Raw genomic sequence first — 18917 nt, forward strand, 5'->3', positions numbered from 1 at the left:
AATGACCAAAATAGCAGCTCCCAAATACATGATCAACTGCGAATTCTTATCAAAACTACGTTTTTTAGCTAAGGATTTGTCAATAGCTTTGTTCTTCTTGAAACGATACCCGTAATTAGTATTGTTATTGTCGACGACGATCGCATCACCGGTTTAATGTTGAATATTCTTTTGGAAATTGATCTGTGTAGAAGCTAAATAAGTATCATTCGTGTTAACACCAGTAACAACTAGCATCCCTTTCTTGTCATTGTATGGCGAACGCAAGAGTTGAGCGGTTCCGATATTTTTACCGTAGTCGTCTTCAATACTCAACTTCTCATTCGAAACGAGCCGAGTGAAATTCTTAGAATACTTGAAGTAAAGTTGGTCGTTTAATTCTTTGACCATTGGATTATTTTTTGGCGTACCAACGACGATCACATTATCATTTTTCAAAACTGACTTGGAAGGAATCTTGTTATAAAACTGAATGTTACCAGTATTGCTCTTTGAGAAATTACCAACCAAATTGAAAATATTCGTCAAGGTCTTGAAGTCATTGTTGTTCAACTTCTTAGGCGTTATTACAGCCAAGTGATCATAGGTTTCATTGTTGATGAACAGCGTTGGATAGTTAGTGAACAACAAGTCGTTGCTCTTTTGCGACTTAACGATCATCTTGGACTGTGGTTCAACTTGAGCCCAAGGCGTATTACTGTTGTCCGAAGTAGCTTGATCTTTCATTTCCAAATCAAAGGCTACCCGTACAGTGAAACTACTGTCCAAAGCTACCCCTTTAGGAACCTTCAGTGAAACGTAATCACTGTTGGCATTAGCTGCCGTCAACTTCTTACTGCCAACTACAGTATTGTTGACATACAACGTTACTAACGAACGATTGAAATTCAAATTCTTACTGTAACTGAAATGTAAATTGATCCTAGAACCGTCTGCGTTAGTTTTGTCGCTTGGCATCTGGACAAAGTAATCAGCTTCTCTGTGCCCAGCACCCTCCAAACGATCCGCCGACTTGGTCAAATAGTGACGATTATTTGCATAATACGTTTTGATAACAGCTCGATTGCCCATTTTGTCAGCATCGATCTGTTTCTTCAAATCGCTATTCAACTTGTCATACTTAGAAATGACCATCGTATAGCTGCCTTCTGCGGCTTTGACTTGATTATATTTCACAACTGGGATTTGATCGTTGTCAGTTGAAATAACTCGTGACTGACCTGACAGAGCAATCATACTAGCCGTCAATTCATCGGCGGTTGGATTGTTAACTGTGGCAATTTTTGATCTTTGATAAGAGATCGTATCTTTACCAGTGAAATGATCATAAAACGAACTGAGCGTATTGTCAGCTTCGTCTAAACTATATTCAAAATTAATATTGGAACCTTTGCCCATCGTTAGCCAATTTGCTGGCGTCTGAGCTAATTGATAATTATTGTTCTGATCATCTTGGTCCAACACTTGACCACTGATCTGTAATTTATTGCTGCCTTGAACTAGATCCAAAGGTACAGTGATCTTTTCAGTTTGAAAACCAGTTTCGTCTTTAGGCCTGAAAGAATAGAACTTGACCCCATTGACAGACACGGTGATATCAGAAGTCTGTCGAGACGCTAGTTGCGAGATCTGATAATTAAAATTGAACGTTACTTTTTTGAGATCCCAGTAACCCATTTTAGTAAAATACATACTCGAAGTTACTGATTTTCCAGATAACGTTGTCGTGGTATTTTGAAATTGTTGTGTATAAGTTTGATTGTCATCGGCCGCTTTGACTGTGTTCACTTGGGTCGATAAACAAACAATGGCGATGAAAAAGGCCATGAAAAAACTAATTATTTTATTTATAGCGTTTGGTTTTATACCATTTCGCTTGTTGATGAAAGACTTGTTCACGAATATACCCCACCATTCCGTAAGCGGCTACTGCGAGCCACATTTGACTGTAAACCACATACATAAATAATATTAACAACAGATTATTGAACGTTAATTCCCCACGTTCTGTCGTTATTGTTACAAAAGTACTGATAACGAACATTAAAATTGCAAATAACCACAAATAATTGCTGAATCCTTGCAAGTTCGAATGAACTACACCAGCGACTGACAAAACAAAGACCGAATCTGACAGTAATAACGACGTCATCAATAAGAAATAAATCGTCAAAAAATACAACAGATCAAAGCGGATCGGCCGGCCCTTCTTTTGAAAGAGCAATTTGGCATTCTTGACGATGACATAAATATTGCCTTTGACCCAACGCGTTCTTTGATGGAACCAAACGTCCAAAGTCTACGGCTCTTGTTCCCAAGTGACTGCTCGGGGTTGAAACTTGATCCGATAGCCCATCTGATAAACTCTAAAACTGATCTCTGTATCTTCAGCTAGAGCTTTTTCATCCCAGCCACCAACTTTTTCGATCACGCTTCTTCTGATCACATAATTGGTTCCTGGAATCGTACAGAGATGGAACAGTTGCTGCCGACCAGCTTGAGCCATCCATTGAAAGGACAACGTCTCAATATTGATAAAGCGGGTCAACAGCGAAGCATTCTTATTTCGAGTTCTAAACTTACCGATCACTGCTGCTAGTCGATCATCGCCTAACAACTCGGCCACAAGGATTCTTAAAGCTCCGTGTTCCGGTGTATTGTCGGCGTCATAGATCGAAATAATGCTACCTTTAGCACGTTTCAAGCCAATATTTAAAGCATTTGATTTTCCTTTGCCACCAGTAATATTGTCGGTATTAATGACTTGTAAGCGACTGGCGCCAAATTCATCTTGCAAATTCTTCAATAATTCCGCTGAATTGTCGCTGGAATTGTCATTGATCACAATTATTTCATAACGGTCGTGCGGATAGTCAAAGCTCAACAACGCTAAGACTGTCTTAACGATCACGATACCTTCGTTGTGCGCTGGTACTAAGATCGAGACGAACGGAGGCGTCTTAGGCAACTTAGGATCAGGTTTGTTGGCGTGGCGCAAATACCACGTATATCCAGCGATAGTCAAAATCAAATTGACTACCAAAGTTACCCAGATCGACATTACTGCCACTAATAATAAATAATCTAAAGCTGAAATAGCGACCCCCTCCTTACTTTCTTCTGAAATTATTCCAATAAACTCGTTGTCCCAAGTAAATAAACACTAAAAGAACAACTGTCACGATGACAAAGAAGACCATAAAGACATTGCCTTGCACTCTGAAGTACTTGCTCATAGCTGCTTTAGGACTGCCATCATCGAATTCTTTGTTCAATAACGAACTGCTGATCTGCGTATCCTCTTGCTGACCATTGGCAAAATAGTTGCCATATTTATATTCCAATAATGTACTTGGTGTGGCAATGCGCGTTGTTAAATTATTTGCTGGATCATACCAAGTCAACTGTGAACGTGAAAGTTCTCGTTTGACCATCTGCACGTGCGTCTTCGAATCAGGCATTGAGATCGTCAGAGCTGTTGGAATAGCAAACGCCATCGTACTTGTCTTCTTAACTTCCTTTAACGATGACAACGGCATAGTAAAGAAACTCTCTGTGGCTACATTGGCCTTATTATCTTGGTGAACAAATGCCGTTTCTTCCGGATCGGGCAACATCAGCCAGTGGTCGCCATAGTCCAAAAAATTATTTCGTAAAATTTTATCTTGATTCCAATAGCCTGGCGCACTGACGCCAACTGGAAAGACTTTGTGCTGAGCCAAAGTGACTAAATAGTCTGAAAACTTATTGCTCAAAGTCTGTCCACTATTGTCGGCGTTACTGACTTCAGGTGCATTTAGAAAGATAATGCCACCCCGATTTTCAACACTACGCATAACCGCTGTGAAACGATCAAAAGCCTTCAAATCAGTATTCTGGCTGACCGAAGTCGTACTGATTGCAAAGGGAATCTCATTTTTATAACAGTACAAACTCAAATCGTCGATGTATTCCAAATTGCTATAAGGTGTCACGTTGGTAAAAGTCAATAATGGCTGATACTTGCCAACCCGACTGAACAACTGACCGATGAGCTCTATTTCCGTCATCAACGACAAGCCACTCGACCGAAACGATGGCAAATATCCATTCGTTCCATTGATGACACCAAAAGGATAGCTTTTCTGATCCTCCTGCTGCGTTGACAAAGTGCCAAACGTCTTAGCCGATTTAGGTAAATTTTGCACGACTGTGATAGTTTCACTGAACGGTAAAGTTTGCGTATTAGCGTGATTCTTCAAAATGAACTGTTGCCGATACAAATCTTGAGCCGAACCACCTAACGCTTCAATTTCACTTTTAAGGAGATTATTGCCAATATGCAGTTTGATACCAGAAAATTTACTGCGATCAGTTATAAACGTTCGATTTTTCAAGCCTACCTGACGCCAATTGATCATCGTGATCACTCCAACGTAACTACTGTTCAAATCGCCTTTTTTATAATCAGCTTGTTCAACTGTTCTAATTTGCAAATTCATACTGGTCAAAACTCGTTGCAAGGCGTCGATATTTTTGGCTTTTTTTTGCAGATTATTTTGCGAATCGTAGACTAATAAAACTTTGTTATCAGTTCTTGCAGCTTGCACAGGTTGTGGTGGATCCACGATAAACAACAACAACAATAGACTAATAACTACTAAAAATGATCCCGCAAACTTATTATTCTTCATCGTCATCCTCCTCCGGCGTTGTGTGCCACAATGTGTGATTGATAATATCGCTCACGAACAACAAAATCGTTAAATTGAGACTAGTTACGGCCATAAAGAGTCTTTGAGCTAGATTAAATTCTCCCCCAGTTATCACTGCGTAAATTGGAATATAAACTAACGCCAACATCAAGCCAACGACCAAGAAGAATCTAACGATTCCGTAATAATGGTTGCGCTTGTTATCCAAATAAAAGCCGACCGCATAAGCACCAATCGCACCGATCATTATCAACAAGTCAAACGCATATTTACCAGGATAAAAAGCCCCTAAAGTTGCACTATACAATGTAAAGTATCTGGTCTGGGCCCGTGGTTTATGACCTGAATTTCTAGAAAAGTCACCGACATTTTTCATCTGTAAATTTGGAATATCGGTTGCGGCGACATCTAAAAGATTATTGAATTGCTTCAGATGCGTTGCGTAGTAATGGACTGTCCAACCAACATTGATTTTTTTCAATAGATGCTTTTTAGTGTAAGCCCCACTTGGCTTGATGGCCGTATAAGAGTCCGTATAATAATTTTTCCCACGAATCAATGAATACTGCCCGTCAACTCCGCCACGGTCGATATCTTCAGTTGGATCCTTAGTATTTTCCAACAATACCCCTTGGGAAAAAGCTTGGAGTTTATTAGCATTGACCGCTTCTTCATTAGCTGAGAAATAGATCCCTACTCCAGCCAGAAAAATCGTCAACGCTCCAAAAGCTACCGCAAGTCTTCTGGCCTTGAAACCTGGCAAAAACACCAAACCGATCGCCATAATGACTAAACTGATCGTCAAACTAGCATTGGCTTGACTGCTCGTGACCAAAAGGATCGATGCTACAAAGAACAGCCAAACCATTGGCCAATTTTTCGCATAAACGTCTCTAGCCAGCGACATAATTGCTGCCATGATGTAAATGATCAAGACGAACATGCCGGCTTCCGCATAAAACGAATTGAAGAATAATGTATAAGCCGAATCGCCCAAGATCAAAACGACCAAAAAGGCGATCACGTAGCTGCCGACTTTACGGAAGGGATGGACAAGTGACTTCGTTAAAAGATAAATCCCACCTAGATAAAATCCATAATGGACCAACCCCATAAAACGAATGTCAAACACCGTCCGACTATAAAATAGCTTATTTAAAAACATCGCTAGTTTGACAGAGATCATCTGTGAAGTAAAAGTATAAAAATGATTCTCATTATAATAATGAAGAATTCCAAATTTATTGATGACATAGTCACTGAGTTGATTGTAATGCATCGGCAAGCGATACAAGCCATTAGTTAAAAGTACATTATAAAAATCCCCATTGTCCCCTAATCCTTTGATTGGTGGGATAAACAAGATAATGCCACTGATGATTGCAACCAAAATAGTGGCAAACATAGCTGGTGAAACTCGCTTAGCAAATTTACTGCACCAGCTCTTGAGTATCTTTGACAAATTGTTCACCTCAATATTGTGATGCGATTAGGGCGTTTAAATTATTGTATGAATATGCTTCTTTTTTCTGTTCCAAACCAATGGCCCCATACATTGGCGAACTTTTATCGCTGATTTGGTATTTCCAAACCAAATTCATCGCTTGGTGATACATCTTTTGATTGCCATTCGTGGCAAATATCTCAGCTGCTAAAGCATAACTACCAGCCGAATGTCCCGAATCAACGATGCCACCAGTATTTGTATATGCGTTGTATAACGTGTTGTTCTTGACTTGACGAGTCAACCAGTTCAATGAAACTTTTTTGACTTTACCAACTTCTGACAAATGCAACAACGTTTCCAACGCTTCAGACGTATTCAAATTATCCTTACTATAAGACTTGCTTTGCCAATTATAAGTCGTCGCATACAGCGGAAAAGCATCCCCCAAGAAACCATCTTGAACGACCGTCAATTGTTGGCGATACATCTTTTTACTAGCCTTAGTTCCTGATTCAAAATAACGTAAAGTCAAAAGATCATAATATGGTAAAGCACTGTCCGTACTTGCCTTATGGGCACTGGTATCGTAAAAACTGGCGATCTTTCCCCGCTGCATCGTGTGCTTCTGAAGTTTAGCAAATCTAGTCACGGCCTCTTGGTGATAAGATTTATCCTTAGTTAACTGTGAATACATCTGCAAAGCCTTGATGATTCTTAGATCATCCAAAGTCGCATTGACTGAGAACTTCTTGTTCTTTGCTGGCACATAACGGTAGCTGAATTGATTCCCTTGATCAAAAGTAGCTTTCGTCTGCTTATAAAAATTTCTAAATGCTTTATATTGATGCGTATACGCTAAATGCTCCAGCCAAAGTCCTGATGATTCTGACAGCATTTCATGTCCCCGCGCTTCGCTTTCAATATACTTTTGCTTGCTGTAATTAGTGTAGATGCCTTTTTTCGTCACTAACTTTTGCTTGATAAAATGTTCTAAGTTTTTTTCTTGAGTATTATAGTCACTGTAATCAGTTGTTTTGACCAATTCGGCACTGGAACGCGTCGACTTTTCTGTAGCAACTTTTTGCGAACACCCTGTCAAAATGATCAATAAACTCAACAATAAAAATAATGCGGCTTTTTTCTTCATAAAAATCACGCACACCCTTTTTGAAAAATTCTCCTGCTACTGACAAACTTAACATAACTTTTGGTCTATATGATTCATTTTTCCAATAAGTTAATTAAATCGCTAATATATTTTGATTAATTACCATATTAAAATTACGTTTCTTCTTATATATAAATACCTATTTATTTAATAAAATGGCTTTCCGATAACGAATAAAGCGCTATCTTTGCTATAATCAAGTTAAGGAGGCGGTATCATGGCTTTGAATATTAATCTAGTGAATGGTCGCAGCATTCACATTACTGAGGAAACATATTTAATTGCTTGGAAATATCAATCATCATTGATGGCAAGCAACGACGACAATTATTATTTGGATCGAATCTTTAATGGTAGCTTCGAAGATGGGAAAGTTACCGAAGACGACGAAGAGAACAAACTTGAAGGTTTGATCAGCGCTGCCGACTGGATCACCATTGGAAAAGATAACAAAAATTCCTTGAAAACAACTGCCGTATTGAGTATTACTAGAGACTAAAATCACACTTACAAAAAAATTCTCTGATTCGCATTTGAATCAGAGAATTTTTTGTTTTTATTTGGAAATGAGCGACACAAATTCATTCCACTTTCTAAATTACGGTCCTTGGACTAGATCCCAAAAAATCGTACCAGTATATTTTCCTTTGGTATTAGTCTTACCATCTGATTGCAAAAGAATACCTTCGTCAGATAACCAATTCTGACCAATGATAGTTGTCGATGTACCAGTATTATCAGCAGATGAACTAATTGGTACGTTAACATCCATTGCTTGAATTTTGTTGCCTTTTTTATAAACTAACCCACCATCAAATGCATGCACTTGATCAAGAGCATCAGTATATTCCAAAGAACTAGCACTAGCTGATAAATTCCAAGCTGAATTTACAGCATCGACATTTACTTTCCAATCACCTTTACGTTCAACCAGACCACTATAAAGCGCTTGAATATCTTTGAACGAATAGCCATTTGAATCCAGATCCAAAACAACTGACTGATCAGAAACATTGATCGTCAAACTTACTTTGTTGGATACATTTCCTAGTGAATCCCGCGCATAGATCGTAACTTGGTTATCGCCTACATTTAATTCATTATTCTTTAACTCTTTGGTCAGTTCTTGGGAAACGGCGTCAGAAATATCGATTGATTTATCACCAGTGGACGCAACTGGAACTGTGAGTGCGCTCTTATCGCTGCCATTTACGTTTAAGTAGATCGACGCACCAGGACTGACAAAAGCTGAATCATCACCGTATTTCAAACTCCCACTGATATTCACGTTGCCACCATTAAAGACTTTGATTGGATTGCTTTCATTGACCGACAATTGTAAATCTTTAGTTTGTTTGCCACGAATAATGAAACTCTTTGAGGTGGTAGTTCCAACATAGTAATCGCCATTGAAATAACTGGTAATTCCCGGAACTTTAACATCGGTATTATCCGCTGCTTGAGCAGACATATTCACATCCATAACTGCATGTGGGGACGTAGTAGTAGTTTCACTAGCGGCCAAGCCTTTGGTCAAAGCATAGCTCATATATGCTCCAGATACTGTGGCATTTTGAATCGCCACACTCGAAGTATTGCTGCCCGTGCCATAAGTGACATTACCATAATTACTTTTGTTTAAAATTGTCCCTGTAGGAACGCCAATAACCGATTTGATATTAGTCCAATTAGTTACGCCACGGTTATAATTCAAAACATTTCTAAATATTAGTTGGTCGCCCGAATTGACATACTCATTGTCATCAGTTAAAACTCGATTATCCTGAGTCACGTCGATCACTTCCGGCTCAACGGAAACGTTCATTACTGGCGAAGCATTTTCAATAACGAAACTACCACCAGAAGTTGTTGCAGCATCATCACGATACGTTAATCCCCATCTGACTAAGCGCTTGCCATCGGAATCCTGAGTTACGTGCAATTTACTCAAATCAATTGTGGTAGTGCGTTGGATCTTGCGTGGATTGGCCTGTGTATCTACTGAATCTGGTCCAGAATTAGTATTCGAACTGCCATTGGTATATATATCATTGAACCAATATGTCATCGTCGCTTGATTGCCACCGTCTTTAGGAGCCTGATAGAGCAATCTCAAGTGATGCCACATCCCTACACCATTTGCTAAACTCATATTGCTTGTATCAACAACAGTTCGGGGAATCGTATAGGCCGTCGTACCATTGGCTGTTGTGAATGGCAAATATGAGTCAGCCTCTCCTGGATAGCTTGTGGAAAGATATACTTGCCCAGTTATTGGTACACCTTGATAAACACCCTTATCAAAAGAATCATTGATATTGCCGGATTTATTGTCATACGAGTCGATCGACAAAGCCCAGCTATTTTTGACAGCACTACTCAAATGGGGAACGTTTTGATCAGCTGCAAATAGCCCTAATGATTCTGCCGGTGACAATTTAAGCGCAGCATCAGTTGTCGCTGTCCCATTGACATTATCGTAAGAATAAGCATTCTGTTGACGAGGATCATTTTGAATGGCAAATGCGATCCCACCATTAGAATACTTAGTTGTCATATCCTGGTCACTACCCCAAAACCAAAAGGAAAAATATTGGTCCTTATCCAGATCCATTTTGTAAGCATCGTTGCTCCACATGACACCTGCATGGTTTGATTTGGTCCACAGCGACAAGTATCCACCACCATGATTGATTGGATTAGTAGAAAAGCCATTATTAATACCCGCAATCGGGTTATTAGTCCCATTAAGAAACTTATTGGAATTACCCAGTCCGCTGCCATTGTCATAAGTCAGTGGTCTAAAAATGGTCGTGGTTTTTTCATCGTATGGATCGATCACCTTATCCCCCGCGACACCACTGGGAACATCATTACTATTAAAAGGGCTCAAGGCCGGTGGATCTGCTTGAATATCAGTCACATCAACAAGGAAGCTTGAAATTACAGTCAACAAAATAATTGCTAAAAAACAGCTTAGTTTCTTTACCCCCATAAAGAATCACTTCTCTCTGAATGTTTCATTAATTTATTTTCAAAATAAAATCAATTGCGGAAATTTGTTACTAAGAATCCACTTATATTATAAAACTTATTATCATTTATTCCATTTATTAACAATTAGATTATGCATATTTGAATAAAAAATATTTTAATGCACAAAAAAAGGGACACCAGCTTAGTAGTGTCCCTTATGCTCTCTGGGGGGAAAGCAGTAACCATAATTTTGATTACGCCAAATATTAACATTTTAGACTAATGATTTCCAGAGAAAAGCCATTAAACAAATATTTAGTTATCCATTGATTGACTAGCTTTTGAAGCTGCTTCCAAAGTATCGCAGAAATCTTCCAAACCGTCTTCCGTTCCTTGAGCACAAGCCATTTCAAAATACTGAACTTTGTGGCTCAATTTTTCTAAATACTTTTGCGACTGTCTGATCTGTTCCAACACTTCGTCACGTTGTTTCTTGAACATTTCCAAACGTTGTTCTAGCGTATCATTGCCTTCCATAGACATATTGACGAATTCACGGATCTCTTTTAATGACATCCCTGTTTCTTTCAAACATGTAATTAATTCAATAAAGTCCATATCATTTTCTGTAAATTCCCGGCGACCGACATCATCGCGATGAACGAATGGCATCAAGCCTTGTTTATCATAATAACGTAACGTGTAGCTAGACAGTCCGGTCTTCTCTGCTACTTGTCCAATTGAATAAGCCATTTCGTTATTCCTCTTTTTCAGTAAAAATATTATTTATAGTATACCTTTTGTATGGATATTTTTATACTTTTTAGCAAAAGTGTTCGGCACCATAGTTTTAAACATAAAAAAATAGTCGCAATCCACAAAAACGGATCACCACTATTTTTAATTCTCAAATTAATATTGTGACATGTAAGTGTCTCGTTCCCATTGAGAAACGGTTTGTTGATATCTAGCCCATTCAGCATTCTTAGCAGCAAAGAAACTATTTGTTAGACCTTTGCCAAGCGATTGTTGAACGTATTCGTCTTTACGAAGTGCTTTCAAAGCATTGTGCAATGTTGAAGGAAGATCAACGATGCCTTCTTCACGACGTTTGTCTTCAGACATTTCGTAAATATTATCCTTAACTTCATTCATCAATGGATAATCACTTGCGATACCATCTAGACCAGCATCAAGGATACATGCGATGGCCAAATATGGGTTCGTTGTTGGATCAACAGATCTCATTTCGATACGTTTTGACTTACCTTTAGCAGCAGGTACACGTACTAATGGTGAACGGTTCTTACTTGACCAAGCAATGTATGTTGGAGCTTCATAACCTGGTACTAAACGTTTATATGAGTTAACGGTTGGATTGTTGACAGCTGTTAGAGCACGAGCGTGCTTGAGAATACCACTCAAGAATTTCTTAGCTGTGTGTGACAACATATCATTTGCATCATCAAAGATATTGTCGTCGCCATTAAATAGTGACATGTTAATATGCATTCCTGAACCATTGATACCTTGAACAGGTTTTGGCATGAAGGTTGCATACAAACCATTTTCTTTTGCAATAGTCTTAACAACTAATTTGAAAGTTTCAATACTGTCGGCAGCTGAGATAGCGTCTTGGTACTTAAAGTCGATTTCTTGTTGGCCAGGTGCAACTTCGTGGTGACTAGCTTCGACTTCAAAGCCCATCTTTTCTAAGGCTAAAACGATATCTTTACGTACATTGACACCTAGATCAACTGGTGAGAAATCAAAGTAACTACCATCATCATTGAGATGCAATGTTGGGTTGCCATGTTCATCAGTGTTGAACAAGAAGAATTCTGGTTCTGGTCCAATGTTGAAATGTGAATAGCCCATGTCGTTCATCTTCTTGATGATCCGCTTGAGGTTTACACGAGGATCGCCTTCAAATGGTGTACCGTCAGTCTTATAAATATCACAGATCAAACGGGCAACGCGTCCGTGTTCTTCGCCCCATGGGAAGATCAACCATGTTGATAGATCAGGATGTAGCAACATGTCACTTTCTTCAATACGTGTGAAACCATCGATTGATGAACCATCGAAGGTGATCTTGTTTGCTAACACCTTGTCTAGTTGAGAAACAGGAACCTCGACGTTCTTGATGATTCCGTTGATATCTGTAAACATCAAACAGATAAACTCAACGTTTTCTTCCTTAACGATTTTTGTAATATCTTCTGCAGTATACTGTTGCACTTTTAACCACTCCTATTGGATATACCGATTTTTTAAAGGTCACTAATAAACGTTATTAATATACTGTTCTATTAATAATATGATAATAATACCAATTCCATGTATTAGTGTCAAATATTTTCATTGCCCAGTGTAAAAATAAGAATATTTGCTACAAATTTTATTGTATAGGAAAATTCTATCATAATAAATGAAAATATTAGCAATTTTAATTTGACTTCTTAATCATTAACCGTTAAATTATAAGTACGAACGAACATGAATATAAAAATAATAATTGTTCGTAATTAATGAGGTGTATATTAAATGCAAGTATTCGATTATGAAGATATTCAACTAATTCCGAATAAATGTATCGTCGATAGTCGTTCTGAATGTGATACAACTATTAAATTTGGACCAAAAACTTTTAAGATCCCTGTTGTTCCTGCAAACATGCAAACGATCATTGATGAAAATTTAGCTGAAAAACTAGCTGCTGATGGTTACTTTTACGTCATGCACCGTTTTGCTCCCGAAACTAGAGTTGCCTTCATTAAAGATATGAACCAAAAGGGTCTCTTCACTTCGATCAGTGTCGGTATCAAAAAAGAAGAATTTCAATTCATCGACGAACTCGTTGCCGAAGGTCTCAAGCCAGACTATATCACGATCGACGTCGCTCACGGCCACAGTGACCGCGTTATTCAAATGATCAAATATATTAAACAAAACCTCCCCGAATCTTTCCTTATCGCTGGTAACGTCGGTACACCTGAAGCTGTCCGTGAACTAGAAAACGCCGGTGCCGATGCAACTAAAGTTGGTATTGGACCTGGTAAAGTTTGCATCACTAAATTAAAAACTGGTTTTGGTACTGGTGGTTGGCAACTAGCTGCTATCAGATTGTGTGCTAAGGCTGCTAGCAAACCTATTATCGCTGACGGTGGCGTTAGAAACGATGGCGACATTGCTAAATCGATTCGCTTTGGTGCCGATATGGTCATGATTGGTTCTCTTCTCGCTGGTCACAAAGAATCTCCCGGTAAAATCATCGAAAAAGATGGTCAAAAATTCAAAGCTTATTATGGTTCCGCCTCACAATTTCAAAAAGGCGAATACAAAAACGTCGAGGGAAAACGGATGCTCATCCCTTACAAAGGCGAAATCAAAGACACCTTAGAAGAAATGAAACAAGATCTTCAATCTTCCATTTCTTATGCTGGTGGTAAAGATCTCAATTCGCTTCGCAAAGTTGACTACGTAATCGTTAAAAATTCTATCTACAATGGTGATGTCTACTAAAAGTTCACCAAAAAGGACCTCGATTCCGATTGGAATTGAGGTCCTTTTAATTTGCAATAAACAGACATAATGTCTTGTTATCCAAAATGAGTTTTCCGGTTTGTTTCACTCTCCAAAACGAGTTACACAAGCTAGATTCCTGTGCATTGCTACGACTTAAAAATCACCCACCAAAATCGAGTGGCTAATTTCCAAATCTAGGCAATTGCTCAGAATCTGACCGAGCTTGTTTCACCCTCTAAATGGGTTATACAAACCAACTTCCTGCGTTTTGCTACATCTCCCAAATTACTCACAAAACCGGTGAGCAATTCGGGGGATTAAGCAAATACTCAGAAGTTAACCGGTTTGTTTCACCCTCTAGTTTGTGAAATAATCATCTTTTATAATCGATGAATCAAATAATTTTATAAAAAAGCATAATCGTTTTTTTGGAGCAAAGAAAAAAGAAGTTGACGACTGGGTGTTCGTCAGCTTCTTTTAATGAATGGGATAGTTCATGTTCAATTTGATGCCAGAAGTTGTCCATCAAACAACTTTTGTAATCATCAAATTTACCATTACTTTAACACATAAACTATTATTTAAAAAGTGTGAAAACTTTTCATATATAAAACAGTAATTTTAATTTTATTAATTATTTATTTGTCGAGCGCTGAAATCATGAATACCCTTGTTTCGAGCCTCAAATCCTTCAGTTTTGCTGACAATATATCTAGGGCGATTATTAACTTGGTCTAATACTCGGCCCAAGTAACTTCCCAATATGCCAATCGACAGCATCAACAAGCCCAATGTGAACAATAAGATAGTTACACCAACAGATGCTAGTGAATAGTTGCTAGTTACGATCAAATATCCTAGTGAGAAGACTCCACTTGCCAAAGGCAAAATCGAAAAGATATTAACGACTTGCAAGGGTTTCATTGAAAATGATGTGATACCATCCAAAGCTAGTTTGACCATTTTAGAAAGTGGATATTTGGTTTCACCGGCAATTCTTTCTTGACGATGATATTTTACGCTCGTCTGTCTGAAACCGATCCAAGTAACTTGTCCTCTGACAAAAGGATCTTGCTCGTGCAATTTCATCAACTGATTGACAGCTTTACGGTCCATCAGGCGAAAGTCTCCTGTATCAAGGGGCATATCGATCGTGGCTAGTTTGCGGAAAGTCCGATAAAACATCTTCGCTGTAAATTTCTTAAAAAATGTTTCACCGTCCCGTTGCATTCTCTTGCCGTAGACGATCTCGTACCCTTCGTGCCATTTCTCAATCATTTGGGGAATAACTTCAGGTGGATCTTGCAAATCGGCATCCATTACAACGACAGCATCACCCTTGGTATATTCTAGGCCAGCTGTGATCGCCAACTGATGTCCAAAGTTACGAGAGAACTCGACTAATTTAATATTGGAATGTTGAGCGATAGCCTGGTTGATGATGGCGACTGATTTATCTTTGGAACCATCGTCAACGAAAATCAACTCATAACTTTCCTCTTGTTGTTCAATATAATTTAATAACGTATCAATTGTAGCTTGAATACCAGCCTCTTCATTAAAAACTGGAAGGACAATCGATATTAATTGATTTTTCATAAGCAAATGTTCCTTTCATTGATTACTTATAAATACTTGATAAATCATAGAGGGTACCTGATTGACCAGGACCACCCATGCCGCCACCTGTACCCATTGAAGGTGCGCCAGTTTTATTCGACTTCTTCATCTTCTTGAGTTGAGCTTTGGTTAATTTCTTCTTACCTGTTGGTGCTTTGGTTCCGGATGGTTTTGTACCACTTGGTTTTGTACCGCTTGGCTTTGTTCCAGATGGTTGACCACTTGGGGCACCACTCTTAGATCCACTTGGTTTAGCCGGTGGAGTCGACTTGCTACTTGAAGCTGGATTAGTGCCGCTTGGAGCTTGTCCAGTTGGAGCCTCGGCAGAAGTTTTGCTCTTCGTCGATACTGTTACCGAACTAGAATTATTCGTTTGGGTCGTGCTGTTTGATAAAGTAACTTTCTTAGCATGTTTCTTGATCCAGTTGACAATTTCAGTATTAGAACCACCAGTTTTACCACCGGAGTAGTAATACTTCAATTTGCCCTCTTTAACGAGTTTCTTAAATTGTTTCAACGTAATAGCTTTGTCAGTACCATTGAAACCACCCATTGCCATGACAGCTTTACCAGTCTTGATAATGTATGGTGCAGCGGTACTAGAATCATCAGTAGCAAATAAGTATTCTGCATTGCCTTGATGTTTTTCCAAATATTTGAGTAAGGTCGAGTCGACTTGGGAGTTACCCATGCCGCCACCGCCCATTGACGATAGTAAACTTGGTCCGGCACTAGGGATACCATCACTGGAACCAGCTAAAGTCGGTGTCAATGACCACCAAGTTGGGGCCAACATAACGATTATCAAAGCGGCGATTGGCCAAATTCGTTTATTCTTCAATTTGATTGCGATCCATGGCAAGACGAACAATGGAAGCGAGATGATGATTCCAGCTATCAACAATACCCAAGCAAGGGTTGGATAATAATCTGTTAAATACCAAGCTTGTAAGATACTTGTAGACAAAATGGAAATTGGCAACAACATTGCCCAAAGCGACTTTTCACGCCACTGTTTGATCATTGTGTAAATTCCGACACCAGCTAAAACTGCCATTGCGGGAGCTAGCATGATCGTGTAATAAGGGTGGAAGAAACTAGCGACTGAGAAGAAGCCAGCTACAGGTACTAACCATCCTAGCCAGAGCCAAAGTTCTTTTCTCTGAGCGTTTAGTGCGTACCATTTCTTCATCTTGGAACCTCTGAAGTAAGCGTAACTGGAAATAACTCCAAAGACCGCTAACAGCATCAGCCAACTGATCCGTGGTCCCAATTCTTTTTGAAGCAATCTGAACGGACCGGCTGTACCAATGTTGAAGGCACCACCACCGGCACCGCCAGTACCAGCTCCACCACCATTTTTAGAACTACCTGGTCCACCATTCTTAGAACCAGTTGGCATTGTTGGCGCATTGCCTTTCTTAGAACCTGATGGTTTAGCTGGAGGATTACCACTAGCGGACTTCTTAGTACTACTTCCACTTGGTGGCGTTGGTGCGTTTGTTGATGATTTCGAACTTGATTTTTTAGTACCAGAAGGCGGAGTCATTGACTTACTGCTCTTCTTAGATGAACTGCCCATTCCTGGGAAAGCTCCACCAGTACCGGTAGTTTGACCTAACAAACGTTCAGTACCGTTATATCCAAAGGCTAATTCCAAAGCTGAGTTAGTTTCAGAACCACCTTCATAAGGACGACTGTTGGCATTAGTCATATCGACTGACAAGGGCCAAATCAAGGTGAAAACTGCTAAACAGATCGTCGCAATTGACAAGTGAGCCAATTTTTTCTTCCAATTGAATTCGGCAGCTATCCAATAGTAGAGATACAAGGCCGGTAAAACCATAAAGGCTTGTAACATTTTGATATTGAAAGAAAATCCGATCAAAGCAAATCCGATCCAAAGGTAACGTTGTTGTTTATTAGTTACCGCCTTTTGTACGAACCAAAATGACAACAGTAGGAAAAATACTAACGTAGCATCCATGTTGTTGGTCCGGGAGTCGGCTACTACGATCGGTGTTAAAGTCATGATCAAAGCTGAAATTCTGGCTGGGATACGACCAAACTTTTTAGCGACCATGTTGTAGATCAAGTAGACTGATCCAATCCCAAACAGAATCGATGGTAAGACGACACTCCAACCATGGACTCCAAAGATTTTGGCACTGATCGTCATAAACCAGAGTGCTACCGGTGGTTTATCAACTGTAATGAATCCGGCAGGATCAAAACTGGCGTACCAGAAATTTTTAAAACTTTTAGTCATACTGACGATAGCGGCAGTATAGAAGTTGTTGGCTTCCCCTGCTTCCCAAATGTTCCAGGCATACAAGAATGCTGCCAGAATGAGAATGGCTATCAGCCAATAGTCATATTTAATAGTTCTTAATTTATGGAAAAAACTCGTTCGTTCATTTTTTTGAACACGACTAGGTTCTTTTGATTCCATCATTTAACTTCTCCTATCCTTGAATAACAATATTTATAAAGAAACAAATGATTGAATAGACTAAAACTGATAATAGAATTGGTTTTAATTGCATATTATTTTTCATCTGTTCAAATTCCTTTCTTAACGACAAGGACAAGATTAGCCAAACTAACTTAAACTTAGCTTAAATTAAAAATTATGCTTTATAATTATTACTAGAATTTACAAAAGGAGATTACTATGCCAAATAATATAAGAATTTTAGTAGTCGAAGACGATCAGAACCTAGCCAACAATATTGCTTCCTTCTTGGCAGATTTTTCAGAAGTAGATATTGAAAACGATGGCCTAAGTGGCAAGTTTGCAGCAACGGAGGATGTTTACGACTTAATTATTCTCGACATCATGCTGCCAGAAATGAATGGCTATGACGTTTTAAAAAATATCCGCAACGAAAAAATCAACACTCCGGTTTTGATTTTGACTGCCAAAGCCGAGATCGATGACAAGATCCACGGTTTCAATCTGGGTGCCGACGACTATTTGACTAAGCCGTTTCACCGTGAGGAACTTCAGGCCCGTGTGAAAGCTCTGTTGAAACGTAGTGGCGTTCTAGCTGATGACTCCACGCTTAAAATTAGAAATCTAGAAGTCAATCTGAATAACCATGTGATCACTGCCAATGACGAACCAGTTTCTCTCAATGGCAAAGAATATGATTTATTAGTTTATTTGTTACAAAATAAAAATACGATTTTGACCAAGGACCAAATTTTTGAACGAATTTGGGGGTTTGACTCCGACACTTCAATCACAGTCGTTGAAGTTTATATGAGTAATTTACGTAAAAAACTTCGTCCTTCACAAAATGACAGCTTGATCAAAACTATTAGAAACGTTGGGTATATTTTCCAAGATGAAACCGAAAACCAGTCAAAGTAAAATCACACGTCGCCAACAATTCAAACTCTTCTTGTCCATTATGGCTGCTTTTGCCATTCTCTTTTTGACCTTAGGAATCATCATTTTCAATCTCTTTCAATCGTCGAC

General features: G+C 38.9%; 12 protein-coding genes and 1 pseudogene. 3 read left to right on the forward strand and 10 right to left on the reverse strand.

Features of this window, described 5'->3' with window-relative positions; translation table 11 throughout:
- Positions 1-153: 153 nt before the first annotated feature.
- The 5 genes and pseudogenes from FD29_RS00445 to FD29_RS00465 form a co-directional block, all read right to left on the reverse strand.
- Positions 154-1899: a cellulose biosynthesis cyclic di-GMP-binding regulatory protein BcsB gene (locus FD29_RS00445; protein ID WP_307724430.1), complete on the reverse strand. Its 1746-nt coding sequence runs from the start codon at positions 1897-1899 to the stop codon at positions 154-156.
- Positions 1844-3061: pseudogene (locus FD29_RS00450) on the reverse strand (glycosyltransferase family 2 protein). The gene FD29_RS00445 and the pseudogene FD29_RS00450 overlap by 56 nt, the downstream one beginning before the upstream one ends.
- Positions 3062-3110: 49 nt before the next feature.
- The gene (locus FD29_RS00455; protein ID WP_057887018.1) at positions 3111-4673 is read right to left on the reverse strand and encodes a hypothetical protein; all 1563 of its coding nucleotides are present in this window, start codon (positions 4671-4673) and stop codon (positions 3111-3113) included.
- Positions 4663-6156 (reverse strand): glycan biosynthesis hexose transferase WsfD, encoded by a 1494-nt coding sequence (gene wsfD / locus FD29_RS00460; RefSeq protein ID WP_235804231.1) that lies wholly within the window; start codon positions 6154-6156, stop codon positions 4663-4665. The genes FD29_RS00455 and wsfD overlap by 11 nt, the downstream gene beginning before the upstream one ends.
- Before the next feature lie 10 nt (positions 6157-6166).
- Entirely contained in the window at positions 6167-7288 is a 1122-nt protein-coding gene (locus FD29_RS00465) for a hypothetical protein (protein ID WP_057887019.1), read from the reverse strand.
- 238 nt (positions 7289-7526) lie between these two features.
- Here FD29_RS00465 and FD29_RS00470 point away from each other — a divergent pair, with 238 nt between their 5' ends.
- Positions 7527-7808, forward strand: coding sequence for a hypothetical protein (locus FD29_RS00470; protein WP_057887020.1), 282 nt, complete (start codon positions 7527-7529; stop codon positions 7806-7808).
- A gap of 99 nt (positions 7809-7907) precedes the next feature.
- Here FD29_RS00470 and FD29_RS00475 read toward each other — a convergent pair whose 3' ends face one another.
- The 3 genes from FD29_RS00475 to glnA all read right to left on the reverse strand — a co-directional run bounded on the left by FD29_RS00475 (position 7908) and on the right by glnA (position 12526).
- Positions 7908-10304 carry a hypothetical protein gene (locus FD29_RS00475; protein ID WP_147007896.1) on the reverse strand — a complete coding sequence of 799 codons (2397 nt, stop codon included), beginning with the start codon at positions 10302-10304 and terminating at the stop codon, positions 7908-7910.
- Positions 10305-10600: 296 nt separating this feature from the next.
- On the reverse strand, positions 10601-11038 hold the full coding sequence (locus tag FD29_RS00480; protein WP_057887022.1) for a MerR family transcriptional regulator: 438 nt from the start codon (positions 11036-11038) through the stop codon (positions 10601-10603).
- A gap of 159 nt (positions 11039-11197) precedes the next feature.
- Complete coding sequence (gene glnA, locus FD29_RS00485) at positions 11198-12526, reverse strand: type I glutamate--ammonia ligase (protein WP_057887023.1); 1329 nt, start codon at positions 12524-12526, stop codon at positions 11198-11200.
- A 306-nt stretch (positions 12527-12832) separates the two neighbouring features.
- On the opposite strand from glnA, the gene FD29_RS00490 reads away from it, so the two are divergent.
- Complete coding sequence (locus FD29_RS00490) at positions 12833-13810, forward strand: GMP reductase (RefSeq protein WP_057887024.1); 978 nt, start codon at positions 12833-12835, stop codon at positions 13808-13810.
- Positions 13811-14443: 633 nt separating this feature from the next.
- Here FD29_RS00490 and FD29_RS00495 read toward each other — a convergent pair.
- The gene (locus FD29_RS00495; RefSeq protein ID WP_057887025.1) at positions 14444-15412 is read right to left on the reverse strand and encodes a glycosyltransferase family 2 protein; all 969 of its coding nucleotides are present in this window, start codon (positions 15410-15412) and stop codon (positions 14444-14446) included.
- Positions 15413-15434: 22 nt separating this feature from the next.
- Positions 15435-17888, reverse strand: a complete 2454-nt coding sequence (locus tag FD29_RS00500; protein ID WP_235804232.1) for an ArnT family glycosyltransferase — start codon at positions 17886-17888, stop codon at positions 15435-15437.
- 219 nt (positions 17889-18107) lie between these two features.
- On the opposite strand from FD29_RS00500, the gene FD29_RS00505 reads away from it, so the two are divergent.
- Positions 18108-18809 (forward strand): response regulator transcription factor, encoded by a 702-nt coding sequence (locus FD29_RS00505; RefSeq protein WP_057887026.1) that lies wholly within the window; start codon positions 18108-18110, stop codon positions 18807-18809.
- Positions 18810-18917: the final 108 nt, after the last annotated feature.

The organism is Companilactobacillus mindensis DSM 14500 (assembly GCF_001434275.1).
In the GTDB taxonomy this organism is placed as follows: Bacteria; Bacillota; Bacilli; order Lactobacillales; family Lactobacillaceae; genus Companilactobacillus; species Companilactobacillus mindensis.

Bases quoted from the DNA above. Each gene is read 5' to 3' on its own strand.
- FD29_RS00455 (WP_057887018.1), bottom strand. From the start codon at position 4,673: ATGAAGAATAATAAGTTTGCGGGATCATTTTTAGTAGTTATTAGTCTA.
- FD29_RS00465 (WP_057887019.1), bottom strand. From the start codon at position 7,288: ATGAAGAAAAAAGCCGCATTATTTTTATTGTTGAGTTTATTGATCATT.
- FD29_RS00470 (WP_057887020.1), top strand. From the start codon at position 7,527: ATGGCTTTGAATATTAATCTAGTGAATGGTCGCAGCATTCACATTACT.
- FD29_RS00475 (WP_147007896.1), bottom strand. From the start codon at position 10,304: ATGGGGGTAAAGAAACTAAGCTGTTTTTTAGCAATTATTTTGTTGACT.
- FD29_RS00480 (WP_057887022.1), bottom strand. From the start codon at position 11,038: ATGGCTTATTCAATTGGACAAGTAGCAGAGAAGACCGGACTGTCTAGC.
- FD29_RS00490 (WP_057887024.1), top strand. From the start codon at position 12,833: ATGCAAGTATTCGATTATGAAGATATTCAACTAATTCCGAATAAATGT.
- FD29_RS00495 (WP_057887025.1), bottom strand. From the start codon at position 15,412: ATGAAAAATCAATTAATATCGATTGTCCTTCCAGTTTTTAATGAAGAG.
- FD29_RS00500 (WP_235804232.1), bottom strand. From the start codon at position 17,888: ATGATGGAATCAAAAGAACCTAGTCGTGTTCAAAAAAATGAACGAACG.
- FD29_RS00505 (WP_057887026.1), top strand. From the start codon at position 18,108: ATGCCAAATAATATAAGAATTTTAGTAGTCGAAGACGATCAGAACCTA.